The organism is Pseudomonas bharatica CSV86 (genome assembly GCF_000319305.2).
Lineage (GTDB): Bacteria > Pseudomonadota > Gammaproteobacteria > Pseudomonadales > Pseudomonadaceae > Aquipseudomonas > Aquipseudomonas bharatica.
Genome location: NZ_AMWJ02000002.1, coordinates 1,132,360 through 1,147,415, shown reverse-complemented (window position 1 = coordinate 1,147,415; position 15,056 = coordinate 1,132,360). Strand labels below are relative to the sequence as shown.

At 63.5% G+C, this 15,056-nt stretch carries 14 protein-coding genes; 6 read left to right on the top strand and 8 right to left on the bottom strand.

The genetic code is table 11. From position 1 onward, the window contains the following. Positions 1-44 precede the first annotated feature (44 nt). Entirely contained in the window at positions 45-869 is an 825-nt protein-coding gene (tcdA, locus tag CSV86_RS19135; RefSeq protein ID WP_009395285.1) for a tRNA cyclic N6-threonylcarbamoyladenosine(37) synthase TcdA, read from the top strand. Here the strand turns inward: tcdA and CSV86_RS19130 are convergent. The 5 genes from CSV86_RS19130 to pncA form a co-directional block, all read right to left on the bottom strand. Next, positions 848-1,258 (bottom strand): SufE family protein, encoded by a 411-nt coding sequence (locus CSV86_RS19130; protein WP_009395282.1) that lies wholly within the window; start codon positions 1,256-1,258, stop codon positions 848-850. The two genes, tcdA and CSV86_RS19130, sit on opposite strands and share 22 nt — an antisense overlap. After that, on the bottom strand, positions 1,255-2,460 hold the full coding sequence (locus CSV86_RS19125; protein ID WP_009395280.1) for an aminotransferase class V-fold PLP-dependent enzyme: 1,206 nt from the start codon (positions 2,458-2,460) through the stop codon (positions 1,255-1,257). The genes CSV86_RS19130 and CSV86_RS19125 overlap by 4 nt, the downstream gene beginning before the upstream one ends. Positions 2,461-2,514: 54 nt before the next feature. Continuing rightward, the gene (gene dapD, locus CSV86_RS19120; protein ID WP_009395279.1) at positions 2,515-3,549 is read right to left on the bottom strand and encodes a 2,3,4,5-tetrahydropyridine-2,6-dicarboxylate N-succinyltransferase; all 1,035 of its coding nucleotides are present in this window, start codon (positions 3,547-3,549) and stop codon (positions 2,515-2,517) included. Between the two features lie 39 nt (positions 3,550-3,588). Continuing rightward, the gene (locus CSV86_RS19115) at positions 3,589-3,936 is read right to left on the bottom strand and encodes an ArsC family reductase (RefSeq protein WP_009395278.1); all 348 of its coding nucleotides are present in this window, start codon (positions 3,934-3,936) and stop codon (positions 3,589-3,591) included. 129 nt (positions 3,937-4,065) lie between these two features. Further along, positions 4,066-4,731, bottom strand: coding sequence for a bifunctional nicotinamidase/pyrazinamidase (pncA, locus tag CSV86_RS19110; protein WP_240160538.1), 666 nt, complete (start codon positions 4,729-4,731; stop codon positions 4,066-4,068). Positions 4,732-4,939: 208 nt separating this feature from the next. On the opposite strand from pncA, the gene CSV86_RS19105 reads away from it, so the two are divergent. Further along, entirely contained in the window at positions 4,940-6,586 is a 1,647-nt protein-coding gene (locus tag CSV86_RS19105) for a Na+/H+ antiporter (RefSeq protein ID WP_009395276.1), read from the top strand. A 110-nt stretch (positions 6,587-6,696) separates the two neighbouring features. Here the strand turns inward: CSV86_RS19105 and dapC are convergent, their stop codons facing one another. Genes dapC through map form a run of 3 tightly spaced genes read right to left on the bottom strand, consistent with a single transcriptional unit; the run spans position 6,697 to position 11,419 of the window. After that, positions 6,697-7,893: a succinyldiaminopimelate transaminase gene (dapC, locus tag CSV86_RS19100; protein WP_009395274.1), complete on the bottom strand. Its 1,197-nt coding sequence runs from the start codon at positions 7,891-7,893 to the stop codon at positions 6,697-6,699. A 23-nt stretch (positions 7,894-7,916) separates the two neighbouring features. Then, on the bottom strand, positions 7,917-10,619 hold the full coding sequence (locus tag CSV86_RS19095) for a [protein-PII] uridylyltransferase (protein WP_009395273.1): 2,703 nt from the start codon (positions 10,617-10,619) through the stop codon (positions 7,917-7,919). Positions 10,620-10,636: 17 nt separating this feature from the next. Beyond that, a complete protein-coding gene (gene map / locus CSV86_RS19090) occupies positions 10,637-11,419 on the bottom strand; it encodes a type I methionyl aminopeptidase (RefSeq protein WP_009395272.1) in 783 nt (260 codons plus the stop codon). Between the two features lie 343 nt (positions 11,420-11,762). On the opposite strand from map, the gene rpsB reads away from it, so the two are divergent. The 4 genes from rpsB to frr all read left to right on the top strand — a co-directional run bounded on the left by rpsB (position 11,763) and on the right by frr (position 15,041). Next, positions 11,763-12,494 carry a 30S ribosomal protein S2 gene (gene rpsB, locus CSV86_RS19085; RefSeq protein ID WP_009395267.1) on the top strand — a complete coding sequence of 244 codons (732 nt, stop codon included), beginning with the start codon at positions 11,763-11,765 and terminating at the stop codon, positions 12,492-12,494. A 187-nt stretch (positions 12,495-12,681) separates the two neighbouring features. Further along, positions 12,682-13,548 carry a translation elongation factor Ts gene (gene tsf / locus CSV86_RS19080; protein ID WP_009395266.1) on the top strand — a complete coding sequence of 289 codons (867 nt, stop codon included), beginning with the start codon at positions 12,682-12,684 and terminating at the stop codon, positions 13,546-13,548. A 195-nt stretch (positions 13,549-13,743) separates the two neighbouring features. After that, positions 13,744-14,487 (top strand): UMP kinase, encoded by a 744-nt coding sequence (gene pyrH / locus CSV86_RS19075; RefSeq protein WP_009395265.1) that lies wholly within the window; start codon positions 13,744-13,746, stop codon positions 14,485-14,487. Continuing rightward, positions 14,484-15,041, top strand: coding sequence for a ribosome recycling factor (frr, locus tag CSV86_RS19070; RefSeq protein WP_009395264.1), 558 nt, complete (start codon positions 14,484-14,486; stop codon positions 15,039-15,041). The genes pyrH and frr overlap by 4 nt, the downstream gene beginning before the upstream one ends. Positions 15,042-15,056: the final 15 nt, after the last annotated feature.

Genomic DNA, 15,056 nt, shown 5'->3' with positions numbered 1-15,056 from the left:
GCAGGGGCCTATAATGCGCGCCGGTTTTTTGCGGGGTGTGCCTCATGAGCAACGAAGATCCACGGTTCGCCGGCATTGCCCGGCTGTATGGCCTCGATGGCCTGCAACGCTTGCGCGATGCCCACGTGGCGGTGGTCGGCATCGGCGGCGTCGGCTCGTGGACGGCCGAGGCCCTGGCGCGCAGCGGGGTGGGCGAGGTCTCCCTGTTCGACCTGGACGATGTCTGCGTGAGCAATACCAACCGCCAGGCCCATGCCTTGGAAGGCAACGTGGGCAAGGCCAAGGTAGAGGTCACCGCTGAGCGCCTGCGCGCCATCAACCCGGCCTGCCGGGTGCATGCAGTGAGCGACTTCGTCACCCGCGAGACCATGGCCGAGTACATTACCGAAGGAATCGATTGCGTCATCGACTGCATCGACAGCGTGATGTCCAAGGCGGCGCTGATCGCCTGGTGCAAGCGGCGCAAGATCACCATCATCAGCACCGGCGGCGCTGGCGGACAGATCGACCCGACGCAGGTCCAGGTTGCCGACCTCAACCGTACCTACAACGATCCGCTGGCCTCACGGGTGCGCTCGACCCTGCGTCGCGACTACAACTTCTCGCGCAACCAGAGCCGCAGCTACGGCGTGCCGGTGGTGTTCTCCACCGAGCAACTGCGCTACCCGCAGCCGGATGGCAGCGTGTGCCTGGACAAGGGTTTCGTGGGCGAAGGCACCCGGCTGGACTGCGCCGGAGGCTTTGGCGCGGTGATGATGGTTACCGCGACCTTTGGCATGGTCGCGGCGAGCAAGGCGGTGGACAAGCTGGTGGCCGGCGCACGGCGGCCGTCCGAGCGCAAGGCGGCTCAGGCGCCCGAAGCCAGCTGAGCCATGCGTTGCAGCACGGCGTTCAGGCCGTTGCTGCGCGAAGGGGAAAGCTGGCGGTCGAGGCCCAGTTGCCTGAACCAGCCCGGCAGGTCCAATTGCCGCAGCTCGGCGCTGGACAGGCCCTCGACCCGCACCAGCAGCAAGGCCAGCAGGCCGCGAATCAGGCGTGCGTCGCTGGCCGCTGCGAAGCGCCAATGCCCGTCGTCCTGACGGGCCACCAGCCAGACCTGGCTTTCGCAACCATGGACACGGTTGTCGTCCGATTTCTCTTCGTCCGTCAACGGTGCCAGGCGCTCGCCCCACTGCATCAGCAGGCGGGCGCGCTGTTCCCAGCCGGCGGCGGCAGCGAAGCTGTCGAGGGCTTCCCGGGCATCCGGCGGCAAGCTCATCGCAGCAGCTCCAGGGCCTGGTCCAGAGCGTTGAAGAAGCGCTGCAGATCGTCCGAATCGTTATACAGCGCCAGCGACACGCGGATCGCGCCGTCCAGGCCAAGGCTGTTGACCAGCGGCATGGCGCAATGGTGACCGGCGCGCACGGCGATACCCTGCTCGGTCAGCAGGTGGGACAGGTCGGCGTTGTGCACGCCTTCCACCACGAAGCTGGCCAGGGCCGCTTGCGGGGCACCGAGGATGCGCACGCCTTCACGGTCGTTGAGACCGCGCAGCAGATGACGGTGCAGGGCCGCTTCATGCTCGGCCACGGCAGTGGCATCGAGGCTGGCCAGGTAGTCGAGGGTCGCCCCCAGACCGATCACGCTGGCGATCGGCGGGGTGCCGGCTTCGAAGCCCAGCGGGGCAGGGCGGAAGCTGGAGTCCTGGTAACCGGCCAGTTGCACCATTTCGCCGCCGAACTGCCAGTGGCGCAGCTTCGCCAGGGCGTCGTTGCGCCCGTAGAGAACCCCCAGGCCATCCGGGCCGTAGAGCTTGTGGCTGGAAAACACGTAGAAGTCGCAGCCCAGCTGACTGACGTCGTGGCGACCGTGGACGATGCCCTGGGCGCCATCGACCACGGTAATCGCGCCTTGGGCGCGGGCGTGGTTGAGCAGGGGTTGCAGTGGTTGCCAGGTACCCAGCACGTTGGACAGCTGGCTGACCGCCAGCACCCGGGTCCTGGGGCCTATCAACTGCAAGGCGGCGTCAAGGTCGATCTGGCCGTTGTCCGCCAGCGGCAGGATCACCAGCTTGAGGCCACGACGCCTGGCCAGTTGTTGCCAGGGCAGCAGGTTGGCGTGGTGCTCGAGGGCGCTGACGGCAATCTCTTCACCTGCTTCGAAGCGGTGTTCCAGCCCGTAGGCGAGCAGGTTCAGGGCAGAAGTGGCGCCGTGGGTGAAAACGATCTGGCTGCCGGCCCCGGCATTCAACCAGGTGCCGACCTTGTCGCGGCTGGCTTCGAAGGCCTGGGTCGCCAATGCGCCGGGCAAATGCTGGGCGCGGTGCACGTTGGCTGCGCCATGCACGTAGTAATGGCTCAGGGCATCGAGCAGGGCCTGGGGTTTCTGCGTGGTCGCCGCGCTGTCCAGGTAGGTCTGGTGCTGGCGTTGCAGGGTGGCGATGGCGGGAAAGTCCGCGCGCCAGGAAGAGGGTTGGAACATGTTCGTAGGGCCTGGGTATCGGGTCTGGCGAATGGCCAGACCCGATCGTACCACTTAGTTGTGGGCGTGCAGCGCTTCGTTCAGCTCGATCGCCGACTTGTGGGCCTTGCATTCCACTGCGCCGGTCACCGAGTTGCGGCGGAACAGCAGGTCGGTCTGGCCTGCCAGGTCGCGGGCCTTGACCACTTTCACCAGCTGGTTCTGCTCGTCGAGCAGTTGCACCTTGGTGCCGGCGGTGATGTACAGGCCGGCTTCCACGGTATTGCGGTCGCCCAGCGGGATGCCGATACCGGCGTTGGCGCCGATCAGGCAGCCTTCGCCGACCTTGATGATGATGTTGCCACCGCCGGACAGGGTGCCCATGGTCGAGCAGCCGCCGCCCAGGTCCGAGCCCTTGCCGACGAAGACACCCGCGGAGACGCGGCCTTCGATCATGCCCGGGCCTTCGGTGCCGGCGTTAAAGTTGACGAAGCCCTCGTGCATGATCGTGGTGCCTTCGCCGATGTAGGCGCCCAGGCGTACGCGGGCACTGTCGGCGATACGTACGCCGCTCGGTACCACGTAGTCGGTCATCTTCGGGAACTTGTCGACGGAGAACACTTCCAGCAACTCGCCCTTCAGGCGCGCTTCCAGTTGCGCTTCGGCCAGTTCGGCCAGGTCGATGGCGCCCTGGCTGGTCCAGGCCACGTTCGGCAGCAGCGGGAAGATGCCGGCCAGGCTCAGGCCATGCGGCTTGACCAGGCGGTGCGAGAGCAGATGCAGCTTCAGGTAGGCTTCCGGAGTCGAGCTGAGGGTAGCGTCTTCGGCCAGCAGGGTGGCGACCAGCGGCTTGCTGCTTTCCGCCAGGCGGGTCAGCAGGGCGGCCTGCAGTGGGTCGATCGACTTCACCGCGTCGGCCAGTTGACCGGCCTGGGCCGGGCTGAAGGCGATCGCCTGGTTGCCGCCTTCATAGCCCAGCAGCGGGCTGACCGCAGCGACCAGTTCGGCGGACGGATCGAGCAGGGGCAGTGCGTAGAAGACTTCCAGCCAGGCGCCCTGGCGGTTCTGGGTGCCGACACCGAAGGCCAGGCTGAACAGGGAATTGGACATGCAGTTACCTCGTACTGAAATTGATTGAAAGCGGGCGGCTCACGACAGGGCGGCCGCGTACAGGTCCGGTTTGAAACCCACCAGGGTCTTGCCGCCAAGGTCGAGGACCGGCCGCTTGATCATCGACGGCTGGGCCAGCATCAGCTCGACGGCCCTGGCCTGGTCGAGGTCGGTCTTCTGCGCGTCATCGAGCTTGCGGAAGGTGGTGCCGGCGCGGTTGAGGATCTTTTCCCAACCGTGCTCGTCGCACCAGCGGTTCAGGCTGTCGCGGTCGATGCCCTGGGTCTTGTAGTCGTGGAAGTCGTAGCCGATGGCTTTTTCTTCGAGCCAGGTACGCGCCTTCTTCATCGTGTCACAGGCCTTGATGCCGTAGAGAATGTAAGCCATTGAACTCAAAGGGGCGCCGGGCTTGCCCGGGGCGACCCCGCAACTCCTCGAAAAGTGGGGTGGGCGGGATTATGCGGGATCGAACGGCACGGCGCCACGGCTGTGGCGCCGGCTTCTGACCGACGAGTTTCAGGCATCGCCGAGCAACTGTCGGGATTCGATGAACACCACCCCGGCCCTGCGCATCTCGTTCATGGCGTTTTCCAGCGAACCGTCGTTGTCGATGGCCCGGCAGGCATCGAGCACCACATAGGTGGCGAAGCCTTCGCGGCGAGCGTGGAGGGCGGTCCAGGCCACGCAGAAGTCCAGGGCCAGGCCCACGACATAGACGGTCTCGATGGCCTTTTCCCGCAGATAGCCGGCGAGGCCGGTGGTGGTCTGCTGGTCGGCTTCGTAGAAGGCAGAGTAGCTGTCTACCAGCGGATTGCCGCCCTTGCGCACGATCAGTTGGGTGTGGGGCAGGTCCACGCCGGGGTGGAATTCTGCGCCGTGGCTGCCCTGGATGCAGTGGTCCGGCCACAGGACCTGTGGACCATAGGGCAACTCGATGATGTCGTAGGGTTCCTTGCCTGGATGGCTGGAGGCGAAGGAAATATGCCCGGCCGGGTGCCAGTCCTGGGCTTGCACCACATTGCTGAAACCTGCGGCGATCTGGTTGACCAGCGGCACGATCTCGTCGCCACGAGGCACCTCGAGGGCGCCGCCGGGCGTGAAGTCGTTCTGGATATCGATCACCAGCAGGGCGCGATCGGGACTATCGGTCTTTACTGCATCGTTGCTCATTACTGTGCTCATCGGAGCCTTCCTGGTAATCACGCTGCGGATCATGGCAGGGCGTTCTGGATATTGCTGTTGTGTAGCATGGTGTTACATATTGCCCGGCGACCTGCGACTTAGGTTCAGCGGCTTGTCGGTGGCACGGCTCGTTACTATATGTGTCCAATGCCCTGGGCCTGTCCAGCCCGGGCAGGCAAGCTTTTGAATCGAACAGGAAACGCGTTACATGCAGTCAGCCTATACCGTCCTTATCCTGCTGATGCTGGTCAGCGTGTCCAAGCTGGTGGGGCGTATGATTCCGTTGCCCCTGCCGCTGGTGCAGATCGGGGCCGGGGCGCTATTGGCCTGGCCGACACTCGGCCTGCACGTGGCGCTGGATCCGGAACTGTTTCTTTTCCTGTTCCTGCCGCCGTTATTGTTCTCCGACGGCTGGCGCATGCCCAAGCGCGAGTTCTGGCGCTTGCGCGGGCCGATCCTGACCTTGGCGGTGGGCCTGGTGCTGTTCACTGTGGTCGGGGCCGGCTACTTCATTCACTGGATCATCCCGAGCATCCCGCTGCCGGTTGCCTTCGCCCTGGCCGCCGTGCTCTCGCCGACCGACGCGGTGGCGGTGTCGGCGATCGCCCAGGACCGCCTGCCCACGCCGCTGATGCATATGCTCCAGGGCGAGGCCCTGATGAACGACGCCTCTGGCCTGGTGACCTTCAAGTTTGCCCTGGCCGCTGCGATCACCGGGGTATTCTCCCTCACCGAAGCCAGCCTGACCTTCGTCCTTGTCGCCCTCGGCGGCCTGGCCATCGGCGTGGCCCTGAGTTGGCTGGTAGGGCGCCTGCGCGCCTGGATGATCGCCCGTAGCTGGGATGATCCGGCCACCCATGTGGTGTTCATGCTGTTGCTGCCGTTCGCCGCCTATGTGCTGGCCGAACGTCTTGGCGCTTCCGGGATCCTCTCGGCGGTGGCGGCAGGGATGATGCAGAGCTGGCTCGACCTGCTGCCGCGCCAGACCAGCACGCGCCTGCTCAACCGCAGTGTCTGGTCGTTGCTGGAGTTCGCTTTCAACGGTTTGATCTTCCTGCTGCTGGGCCTGCAACTGCCGGACATCATCAAGGCGGTGACCAGTCACGAGGCTTCGCTGTGGCCGACCCTGGCCTGGCGCTGCCTGGATGTGGTGGCGATCTTCGCCGTGCTGGTGGTCCTGCGTTTCGTCTGGGTGCAGAGCATCTGGCGCCTGATCGGCGTGGTGCGGCGCTGGCGTGGCAAATCGGAGCTGGTGCTGCTGCCGGACGCGCGCTCCTGCTGGTTGCTGACCATCGGCGGGGTGAGGGGGGCGGTGACCCTGGCTGGCGTCATGTCGGTGCCTTTGCTGATCAGTGCTGGCACCGGCTTCCCGGAACGGGATCTGCTGATCTTCATTGCGGCCGGGGTGATCCTGCTGTCGCTGGTTGCCGCCTGCATTGCGCTGCCGTTGTTGCTTCGCGGCGTCGAGAAAAGTCCGGACGACGCCTTGCAACAGGAGGCCGACGAAACCTGGCGGCGAACTGCGGTTGCCGCGATCCATGCGCTCGAAGCGGAGGAAACCGCCGAGCCGGGCGCCGCCCAGGATGCCTCGCAGGCGGCGTTGGCGGCAGAGCTCAAGGCCCGCCTGATGGCCGAATACCGCCAGCAACTGGACGCCTACAACGACAGCGCCGAGGCCCGGGCCCTGGCCGAGCAGATGGACCAGCTCGAACGCCGCCTGCGCCTGCGCGCGCTGCGGGCGCAGCGGCTGGAGCTGTACCGTATGCACCGGCATCACGAGGTCGGCGATGATGTGGTGCGCAAGGTGCTGGGCGAGCTGGATATGAGCGAGGCGAATCTTGGGCAGGTGAAGTGAGCTGATGGCCTCATCGCTGGCAAGCCAGCTCCCACAGGGTCCGGGTCGCTCAAAACCCTGTGGGGGCTGGCTTGTCGGGCCGCCGATCCGCAGCGATTGCGAAAAAGCTATCAGCCTTCGATAAACGCCCGAATCCGCTTGGCTGCCTCGACACACTCGGCCAGCGGCGCAACCAGCGCCATGCGCACCCGGCCGGCACCCGGATTGACGCCATCCACCTCACGGGACAGGTACGAGCCCGGCACCACGGTCACATGCTGTTGCTCGAACAGGCCACGGCAGAATGCTGCGTCGTCGTTGCCTGGAACCTTGGCCCATAAGTAGAAGCCGCCGTCCGGCTTTTGCACGTCCAGCACCGGGCCGAGGATTTCCAGCACGGCGTCGAACTTCTCGCGGTACAGGTCGCGGTTGTTACGCACGTGGGCTTCGTCGTTCCAGGCGGCGATGCTCGCCAGTTGGGTCTGCACCGGCATCGCGCAGCCGTGGTAGGTGCGGTACAGCAGGAAGCCCTTGAGGATCTCGGCGTCGCCGGCGACGAAGCCGGAGCGCAGGCCTGGCAGGTTGGAGCGCTTGGACAGGCTGTGGAACACCACGCAGCGCTTGAAGTCGCTGCGGCCGAGTTCGGCGCAGGCGGTGAGCAGGCCTGGCGGCGGGCTTTGTTCGTCGAAGTACAGTTCGCTGTAGCATTCGTCGGCGGCGATGACGAAGTCGTACTGGTCGGCCAGGGCGATCAGCTTTTTCAGGGTTTCCAATGGCACCAGTGCGCCGGTAGGGTTGCCCGGCGAGCACAGGAAGAGGATCTGGCAGCGCTGCCAGACGTCTGCCGGCACCGCGTCGAAGTCCGGGTTGAAGCCGTTGCGGTCGAGGCAGGCCAGGTAATGCGGCTTGGCCCCGGCCAGCAGGGCCGCGCCTTCGTAGATCTGGTAGAACGGGTTCGGGCTGATGATCAGGCCGTCATCGCTGCGATTGACCACTGCCTGGGTGAAGGAGAACAACGCCTCGCGGGTGCCGTTGACCGGCAGCACATGGCGCGCGGCGTCCAGCCAGCCGGCCGGCACGCCGAAACGCCGCTCGCACCAGTGGGCGATGGACTCGCGCAGGGCCGGCAGGCCGAGGGTGGTCGGGTAGACGGCCATCTGGTCGAGGTTGTCGGCCAGCGCCTTGGCCACGAAGGCCGGCGAGGTGTGCTTCGGCTCGCCGATCGACAGGGCGATGGCGCGCTTGTCCGCCGCAGGGGTAACGCCGCCCAGCAGGGCGCGGAGTTTCTCGAACGGGTAGGGCTGAAGCTGGTTCAAAGCGTTGTTCATCGGCGCAAGGTCTCGTCAAGGCATCAAATGGTCAGGCGAAAGGATTCGGTTCCGCTGGCCTGGTCGACCCGCAACTGCTCGACGATGGCGTCCTGCAGGCGGCTGCACAGTTGGGGGTCGGAAAGTGGCTGGTTGTCGGCATCGGTAATGAAGAACACGTCTTCCACGCGCTCGCCGAGGGTGGCGATCTTGGCGTTCTGCAGCGACAGGTCGAAGTCCAGGAAGATCTTGCCGATACGCGCCAGCAGGCCTGGGCGGTCGGGGGCGATCAGTTCGAGGATGGTCACCGGGCGCTGGGCATCGTTGAGGATGGTTACCTGCGGCGGGAAGGCGAAGTGCTTGAGCTGGCGCGGTACCCGGCGATGGATGATGCTCGGGTAGTCGTCCGGGTTGCGCAGGGCGTCGCTCAGGCCGTCGCGGATCTGCTTGACCCGCTGCGGGTTGTTGCCGATCGAGCCGCCGTCGTTGTCCAGGACGATATAGGTGTCGAGGGTGAACTGGCTGCTCGAGGTGATGATCCGCGCATCGTGGATGTTGAGGTTCAGCTGGTCCATGGCCGCCACGGTCACGGCGAAGAAGTCGTGCTGGTCCGGGGCGTAGATGAAGATCTGCGTGCCGCCCTCGAACTCGCGCTGGGTGGTTTCCTTGATCAGCACCAGCGGGCCGCTGTCGGCCGGCTGCTGGAGAATCGCGTCGGAGTGCCAGGCCACGTCGGCGGCGGTGTGGCGCAGGAAATAGTCGTCGCCCAGTTGCGACCAGAGCTGTTCGACGTCGTCCTGGTCGTTGCCTTCGCGGACCAGGATGTCCAGTGCCGCGCTCTGCGTCTGGCGGATCTGCTCCTCTCGGTCCAGCGGGTTTTCCAGGCCGCGGCGCAGGGCGCGCTTGGTTTCGGTGTAGAGCTGGCGCAGCAGGCTGGCGCGCCAGGAGTTCCACAGGCTGGGGTTGGTCGCATTGATATCGGCGACGGTCAGCACATAGAGGTAGTCGAGATTGACCTGGTTGCCGACATGCTGGGCGAAGTCGTGGATCACCTGCGGGTCGGAAAGGTCCTTGCGCTGGGCGGTGGTCGACATCACCAGGTGGTTTTGCACCAGCCAGACGATCAGGCGGCTGTCCCACGCCGGCAGTTGATGGCGCTCGCAGAAGGCCCGGGCGTCTACCGCGCCCAGCTCGGAGTGGTCGCCCTGGCGGCCCTTGCCGATGTCGTGGTAGAGCCCGGCCATGTAGATCAGCTCCGGCTTGGGCAGGCGGCCCATGAGCTTGCTGGCCAGTGGGAATTTTTCCGACACCGGCGTGTACTGCAGCTTGCGCAGGTGCTTGATCAGGTTGAGGGTGTGGGCGTCTACCGTATAGATGTGGAACAGGTCATGTTGCATCTGCCCGACGATCAGGCCGAACTCCGGCAGGTAGCGGCCAAGGATGCCGTAGCGGTTCATCCTTCGCAGGTTGCGGTGGATACCGATTTCGCACTTGAACAGCTCGATGAACAGGCTGGTATTGCGGATGTCGTTGCGGAACCTGTCGTCGATCAGGTGACGGTTTTCCCGCAGCAGGCGGATGGTGTCGGCACGCACGCCCTTGATTTCCGGGTGCTGGGCCATCAGCACGAAGATCTCCAGCATGGCGAACGGCGTGCGCTTGAACACGTTCGGGCGTACCGCCTCGATATAGCCGTCATGCAACTGGAAGCGCGCATTCAGCGGCTGGGTGCTGGCGCTGCTGTCGTCGGCGAGGATGACTTCCTCGAAATGCTGGATGATCAGGTCGCTGAGCTCGGCGATGCTCATGACCACCCGGTAATACTGCTGCATGAACTGCTCGATGGCGCGCTTCGGGTTTTCATCCACGAAGCCGAGCAGGGCGGCGATGCTGCGCTGGTGGTCGAACAGCAGGCGGTCTTCGGCGCGCCCGGCGAGCATGTGCAGGGCATAGCGGACTTTCCAGAGGAATTCCTGGGACGACGCCAGCAGCTTGTTCTCGTCTTCCAGCAGGAAGCCTTCGCCCGCCAGGGCGTGCAGGTTGAGGGTGCCGAACTGGCGCCGGGCGACCCAGAGCACGGTCTGGATGTCGCGCAGGCCGCCGGGGGAACCCTTTACGTTAGGTTCCAGGTTGTATTCGGTGTCGTTGTACTTATGGTGGCGGGCCTTCTGCTCGGCGCGCTTGGCCAGGAAGAACTCCTTGCTCGGCCACATATGCGCGGTGCTGGTGACCTCCAGCATGCGCTGGCGCAGGCGTTCGGGGCCGGCGATGGTGCGGCTTTCCATCAGGTTGGTGATCACCGTGAGATCGGCGCGGGCCTGTTCGGCGCACTCCTCCACCGAACGGACGCTTTGGCCCACTTCCAGGCCGATATCCCACAGAAGCGTGAGAAAACGCTCGATCGAGTCGCGAAAGATCTCATGGTCGGCGTGGTCCAGCAGGATCAGCAGGTCGATGTCCGAATGCGGATGCAGCTCGCCACGACCGTAGCCACCCACCGCGACCAGGGCGATATCGGCTTCGTCGCTCCAGTCGAAGTGGTTCCAGGCCTGTTGCAGGATGTTATCGACGAACCAGGCGCGGTCCTCGATCAGGCGGCGGATATCGCGGCCTTCGCGGAAACGCTGGTCAAGCACCTCGCCGGCGCGGCGGATGGCTTTCTTGAACGCCGCGATGGGGCTTGACTTGAGGGCCAGTTCCGCCTGGAACTGACCGCGATCGAACAGCTCGGGATCCACCTGGGGCATCGAATCGTCCTGTCTGGTCAGGCTGAAGTACGGGGAATGGTGTCGTCTTTGCGCAAGGTGAAGATTTCATAACCGGTGGCGGTCACCACCAGGGTGTGTTCCCACTGGGCGGAAAGCTTGCGGTCCTTGGTGATGGCGGTCCAGCCGTCGCCCAGGACCTTGGTGTCGGCCTTGCCCTGGTTGATCATCGGCTCGATGGTGAAGGTCATGCCTTCCTGCAGCTCCATGCCGGTGCCGGCGCGGCCGTAGTGGAGGATCTGCGGCTCCTCGTGGAAGACCTTGCCGATACCGTGGCCGCAGAATTCGCGAACCACCGAGAAGCCGTTCTTTTCCGCGTGTTTTTGGATCACTTCGCCGATATCGCCCAGGCGGGTACCCGGCTTGATGATCTCGATGGCCTTGTACAGGCACTCCTGGGTGACCTTCGACAGGCGTTCGGCCCAGACCGGTACGGTACCGACGTGGAACATGCGGCTGGTGTCGCCGTGGTAGCCATCCTTGATCACGGTGACGTCGATGTTCAGGGTGTCACCGGCCTTGAGCGGCTTCTCGTTGGGAATGCCGTGGCACACCACGTGGTTGATCGAGGTGCAGATCGACTTGGGGAAGCCCTTGTAGTTGAGCGGCGCGGGAATGGCCTGCTGGACGTTGACGATATAGTCGTGGCAGATGCGGTCCAGTTCCTCGGTGGTCACGCCGGGCTTGACGTGTTCCTCGATCATTTCCAGGACTTCGGCGGCAAGGCGGCCGGCGATGCGCATCTTTTCGATGTCTTCGGCGGTTTTGATGGTGACGGTCATTGCAGGCTCTCTACGGCGCCTTGGTGGCGCGGGCGAACAGGAAAGTGGCGATTCTAACAGAGCGCGCCGGCGTTCTGGGTGTTGTGCGGCGCATGGCTGCCTATATAGATGATGGCATTCTGGTGTGATCCCTGGCGCGATGCCAAGGCCGCAACACGATTGGCAAATCAGGTTTCGTTGGTCATCCGAGTGTGGTATAAAGTGCGCCGCTTTGTGGGGATGGCCCCCAAAGCATAAACCCACACACGTATCGACACGGTGACCTGGGTGCCCCGATCCACTGGATCTGCGGGTTGGTCATTGGGATGCGTGGAGGCCCAACCCGACTTATCAAGGAACTATCATGTCCCAAGTCAACATGCGCGATATGCTGAAGGCCGGTGTGCACTTCGGCCACCAGACCCGTTACTGGAACCCGAAAATGGGCAAGTTCATTTTCGGCGCGCGCAACAAGATCCATATCATCAACCTGGAAAAAACCCTGCCAATGTTCAACGAGGCTCTGACCTTCGTAGAGCGTCTGGCCCAGGGCAAGAATAAGATCCTGTTCGTCGGCACCAAGCGTTCCGCTGGCAAGATCGTTGCTGAAGAAGCAGCACGTTGCGGTTCGCCGTACGTCGATCACCGCTGGTTGGGCGGCATGCTGACCAACTACAAGACCATCCGCGCTTCGATCAAGCGTCTGCGCGAGCTGGAAACCCAGGCTGAAGACGGTACCTTCGCCAAGCTGACCAAGAAAGAAGCCCTGATGCGTTCCCGTGATCTGGAAAAACTGGATCGCAGCCTGGGTGGTATCAAGGACATGGGCGGCCTGCCGGACGCACTGTTCGTGATCGACGTCGAGCACGAGCGCATCGCCATCACCGAAGCAAACAAACTGGGCATTCCGGTCATCGGCGTTGTCGATACCAACAGCAGCCCGGAAGGTGTTGACTACGTTATCCCAGGTAACGACGACGCCATCCGCGCAATCCAGCTGTACATGGGTTCGATGGCTGATGCCGTCATCCGTGGTCGCAACAACGTTGCCGGCGGCACCGAAGTTTACGCTGAAGAAGCGCCAGCTGCCGAGTAAGCGACGCTCGCGTCGACTTGGCACGCAAAAAGGGGGCTAGGCCCCTTTTTGCCACCTTGAAATCCTCCTGTCGCCAAGTGTCCGCATCATCGACGCTTCGCCTTTGAGACAGGCTGTTGATTTCCAGAATTGAGCCCCCGTTAATCGCGGGTGGAATGGTTGAAAACCTATCCAAGAGGATTTTGAAATGGCAGAAATTACTGCAGCGTTGGTCAAGGAACTGCGTGAGCGTACTGGCGAAGGCATGATGGACTGCAAGAAAGCCCTCACCAAGGCCGGCGGCGACATCGAAAAAGCCATCGACGACATGCGCGCTTCGGGCGCCATCAAGGCTGCCAAAAAGGCTGGCAACGTTGCCGCCGAAGGCGCCATCGCCATCAAGGACGACGGCAAGACCGCCGTTCTGATCGAAGTCAACTCGCAGACCGACTTCCTGGCCCTGCAAGACGACTTCAAGGCATTCGTTGCTGCCAGCGTCGAAAAAGCCTTCAACGACAAGCTGACCGAAGTCGCTCCGCTGATCGAAGCTCAGGAAGAGGCTCGCCTCGCCCTGGTTGCCAAGACTGGCGAAAACGTCAACATCCGCCGTCTGGCGCGTGTTGAAGGCGACGTTCTGGGTTCGTACCTGCACGGCAACAAGATCGGTGTCGTTGTTTCCCTGAAGGGCGGCAGCGTCGAGCTGGCCAGGGACATCGCCATGCACGTGGCTGCCAGCAACCCTGAGTTCCTGCTGCCATCGGAAGTTTCCGCTGAAGCGATCGAGCGCGAGAAAGGCGTGTTCCTGAGCCTCAACGAAGACAAGATGAAAGGCAAGCCTGCTGAAATCGTCGAGAAGATGATCAGCGGCCGTATCACCAAGTTCCTGTCGGAAGCCAGCCTGGTCGAGCAAGCCTTCGTCAAGGATCCGGACATCACCGTTGGTGCTCTGGCCAAGAAAGGCGGCGCTGAAATCGTTTCGTTCACCCGCTTCGCGGTAGGTGAGGGCATCGAGAAGCCAGTCGACAACTTCGCTGACGAAGTTGCCGCTCAAGTGGCTGCTGCCCAGAAGCAATAAGACGGATTCACATCTGTCGCCCCAAAGAGGCTGCCCGCTCACGCGCGCAGCCTCTTTGTCAAAGCGCAGGCGCTTTTCGAGCCACAAGCCGAGATTCGCCAGCGCGCTGGCGCCCCGTGGGTGCCAAGCTACAGTTGGCGCAGGCTGAAAACAGCCCGCCCGGAATTTATACAAACGCCGCAGGAGAGATTCGCAATGGCTCAGCAGGTGAGTGGTCGTCAACCTCGCTATAAACGCATTTTGCTCAAACTTAGCGGCGAGGCCCTGATGGGCTCGGAAGACTTCGGGATCGACCCGAAGGTGCTGGACCGGATGGCCCTGGAAGTCGGCCAGTTGGTCGGTATCGGTGTCCAGGTCGGCCTGGTGATTGGCGGCGGCAACCTGTTCCGGGGTGCGGCCCTGAGCGCAGCCGGCATGGATCGCGTCACCGGTGACCACATGGGCATGCTGGCTACCGTCATGAACGCTCTGGCCATGCGCGATGCCCTGGAGCGTTCGAATATCCCCGCTATTGTCATGTCGGCCATTTCCATGGTCGGTGTCACCGATCACTACGACCGCCGCAAGGGCATCCGCCACCTGAACTCCGGTGACGTGGTGATCTTCTCCGCCGGTACCGGCAACCCGTTCTTCACCACCGACTCCGCTGCCTGCCTGCGGGCGATCGAGATCGATGCCGACGTCGTGTTGAAGGCAACCAAGGTCGACGGCGTGTACACTGCCGATCCGTTCAAGGATCCGCATGCCGAGAAGTTCGACCATCTGACGTACGATGAAGTACTCGACCGCAAACTGGGTGTGATGGACCTGACCGCAATCTGCCTGTGCCGTGACCACAAGATGCCATTGCGGGTTTTCAACATGAACAAGCCTGGCGCCTTGCTGAACATCGTAGTGGGCGGCGCTGAAGGAACTCTGATCGAGGAAGGCGAACAATGATCAACGATATCAAGAAAGATGCCCAGGACCGCATGGGCAAGTCCATCGAGGCCTTGGGTCGCAACCTGGCGGCGATCCGTACCGGTCGCGCCCACCCGAGCATCCTGGACAGCGTCAAGGTGCCAGCCTGGGGTAGCGAGATGCCGCTGAACCAGGTCGCTGCGGTTTCCGTCGAGGACGCCCGCACCCTGAAGATCGTCGCTCACGACAAGAACCTGAGCGCCGCGATCGAGAAGGCCATCCTGACCTCCGACCTGGGTCTGAACCCGAGCAGCGCCGGAACCACCATCCGCGTTCCGATGCCGGCCCTGACCGAGGAAACCCGCAAGGGCTACACCAAGCAGGCCCGTGGCGTTGCTGAAGAAGCCAAGGTTGCCGTGCGCAACGTGCGTCGCGATGCCCTGGCTGACCTGAAAAAGCTCGCCAAGGACAAGGAAATCAGCGAAGACGAAGAGCGTCGCGCCTCCGACGAGCTGCAAAAGCTCACCGACAAGTTCGTCGCTGAAGTCGACAAGGCTCTGGAAGCCAAGGAAAAGGACCTGATGGCCGTCTAAGGTCGGGGTTTTTTC

Bases quoted from the DNA above. Each gene is read 5' to 3' on its own strand.
- map (WP_009395272.1), bottom strand. From the start codon at position 11,419: ATGACCGTCACCATCAAAACCGCCGAAGACATCGAAAAGATGCGCATC.
- dapD (WP_009395279.1), bottom strand. From the start codon at position 3,549: ATGTCCAATTCCCTGTTCAGCCTGGCCTTCGGTGTCGGCACCCAGAAC.
- CSV86_RS19125 (WP_009395280.1), bottom strand. From the start codon at position 2,460: ATGTTCCAACCCTCTTCCTGGCGCGCGGACTTTCCCGCCATCGCCACC.
- tcdA (WP_009395285.1), top strand. From the start codon at position 45: ATGAGCAACGAAGATCCACGGTTCGCCGGCATTGCCCGGCTGTATGGC.
- rpsB (WP_009395267.1), top strand. From the start codon at position 11,763: ATGTCCCAAGTCAACATGCGCGATATGCTGAAGGCCGGTGTGCACTTC.
- CSV86_RS19095 (WP_009395273.1), bottom strand. From the start codon at position 10,619: ATGCCCCAGGTGGATCCCGAGCTGTTCGATCGCGGTCAGTTCCAGGCG.
- frr (WP_009395264.1), top strand. From the start codon at position 14,484: ATGATCAACGATATCAAGAAAGATGCCCAGGACCGCATGGGCAAGTCC.
- CSV86_RS19105 (WP_009395276.1), top strand. From the start codon at position 4,940: ATGCAGTCAGCCTATACCGTCCTTATCCTGCTGATGCTGGTCAGCGTG.
- dapC (WP_009395274.1), bottom strand. From the start codon at position 7,893: ATGAACAACGCTTTGAACCAGCTTCAGCCCTACCCGTTCGAGAAACTC.
- tsf (WP_009395266.1), top strand. From the start codon at position 12,682: ATGGCAGAAATTACTGCAGCGTTGGTCAAGGAACTGCGTGAGCGTACT.
- CSV86_RS19115 (WP_009395278.1), bottom strand. From the start codon at position 3,936: ATGGCTTACATTCTCTACGGCATCAAGGCCTGTGACACGATGAAGAAG.
- pyrH (WP_009395265.1), top strand. From the start codon at position 13,744: ATGGCTCAGCAGGTGAGTGGTCGTCAACCTCGCTATAAACGCATTTTG.
- CSV86_RS19130 (WP_009395282.1), bottom strand. From the start codon at position 1,258: ATGAGCTTGCCGCCGGATGCCCGGGAAGCCCTCGACAGCTTCGCTGCC.
- pncA (WP_240160538.1), bottom strand. From the start codon at position 4,731: ATGAGCACAGTAATGAGCAACGATGCAGTAAAGACCGATAGTCCCGAT.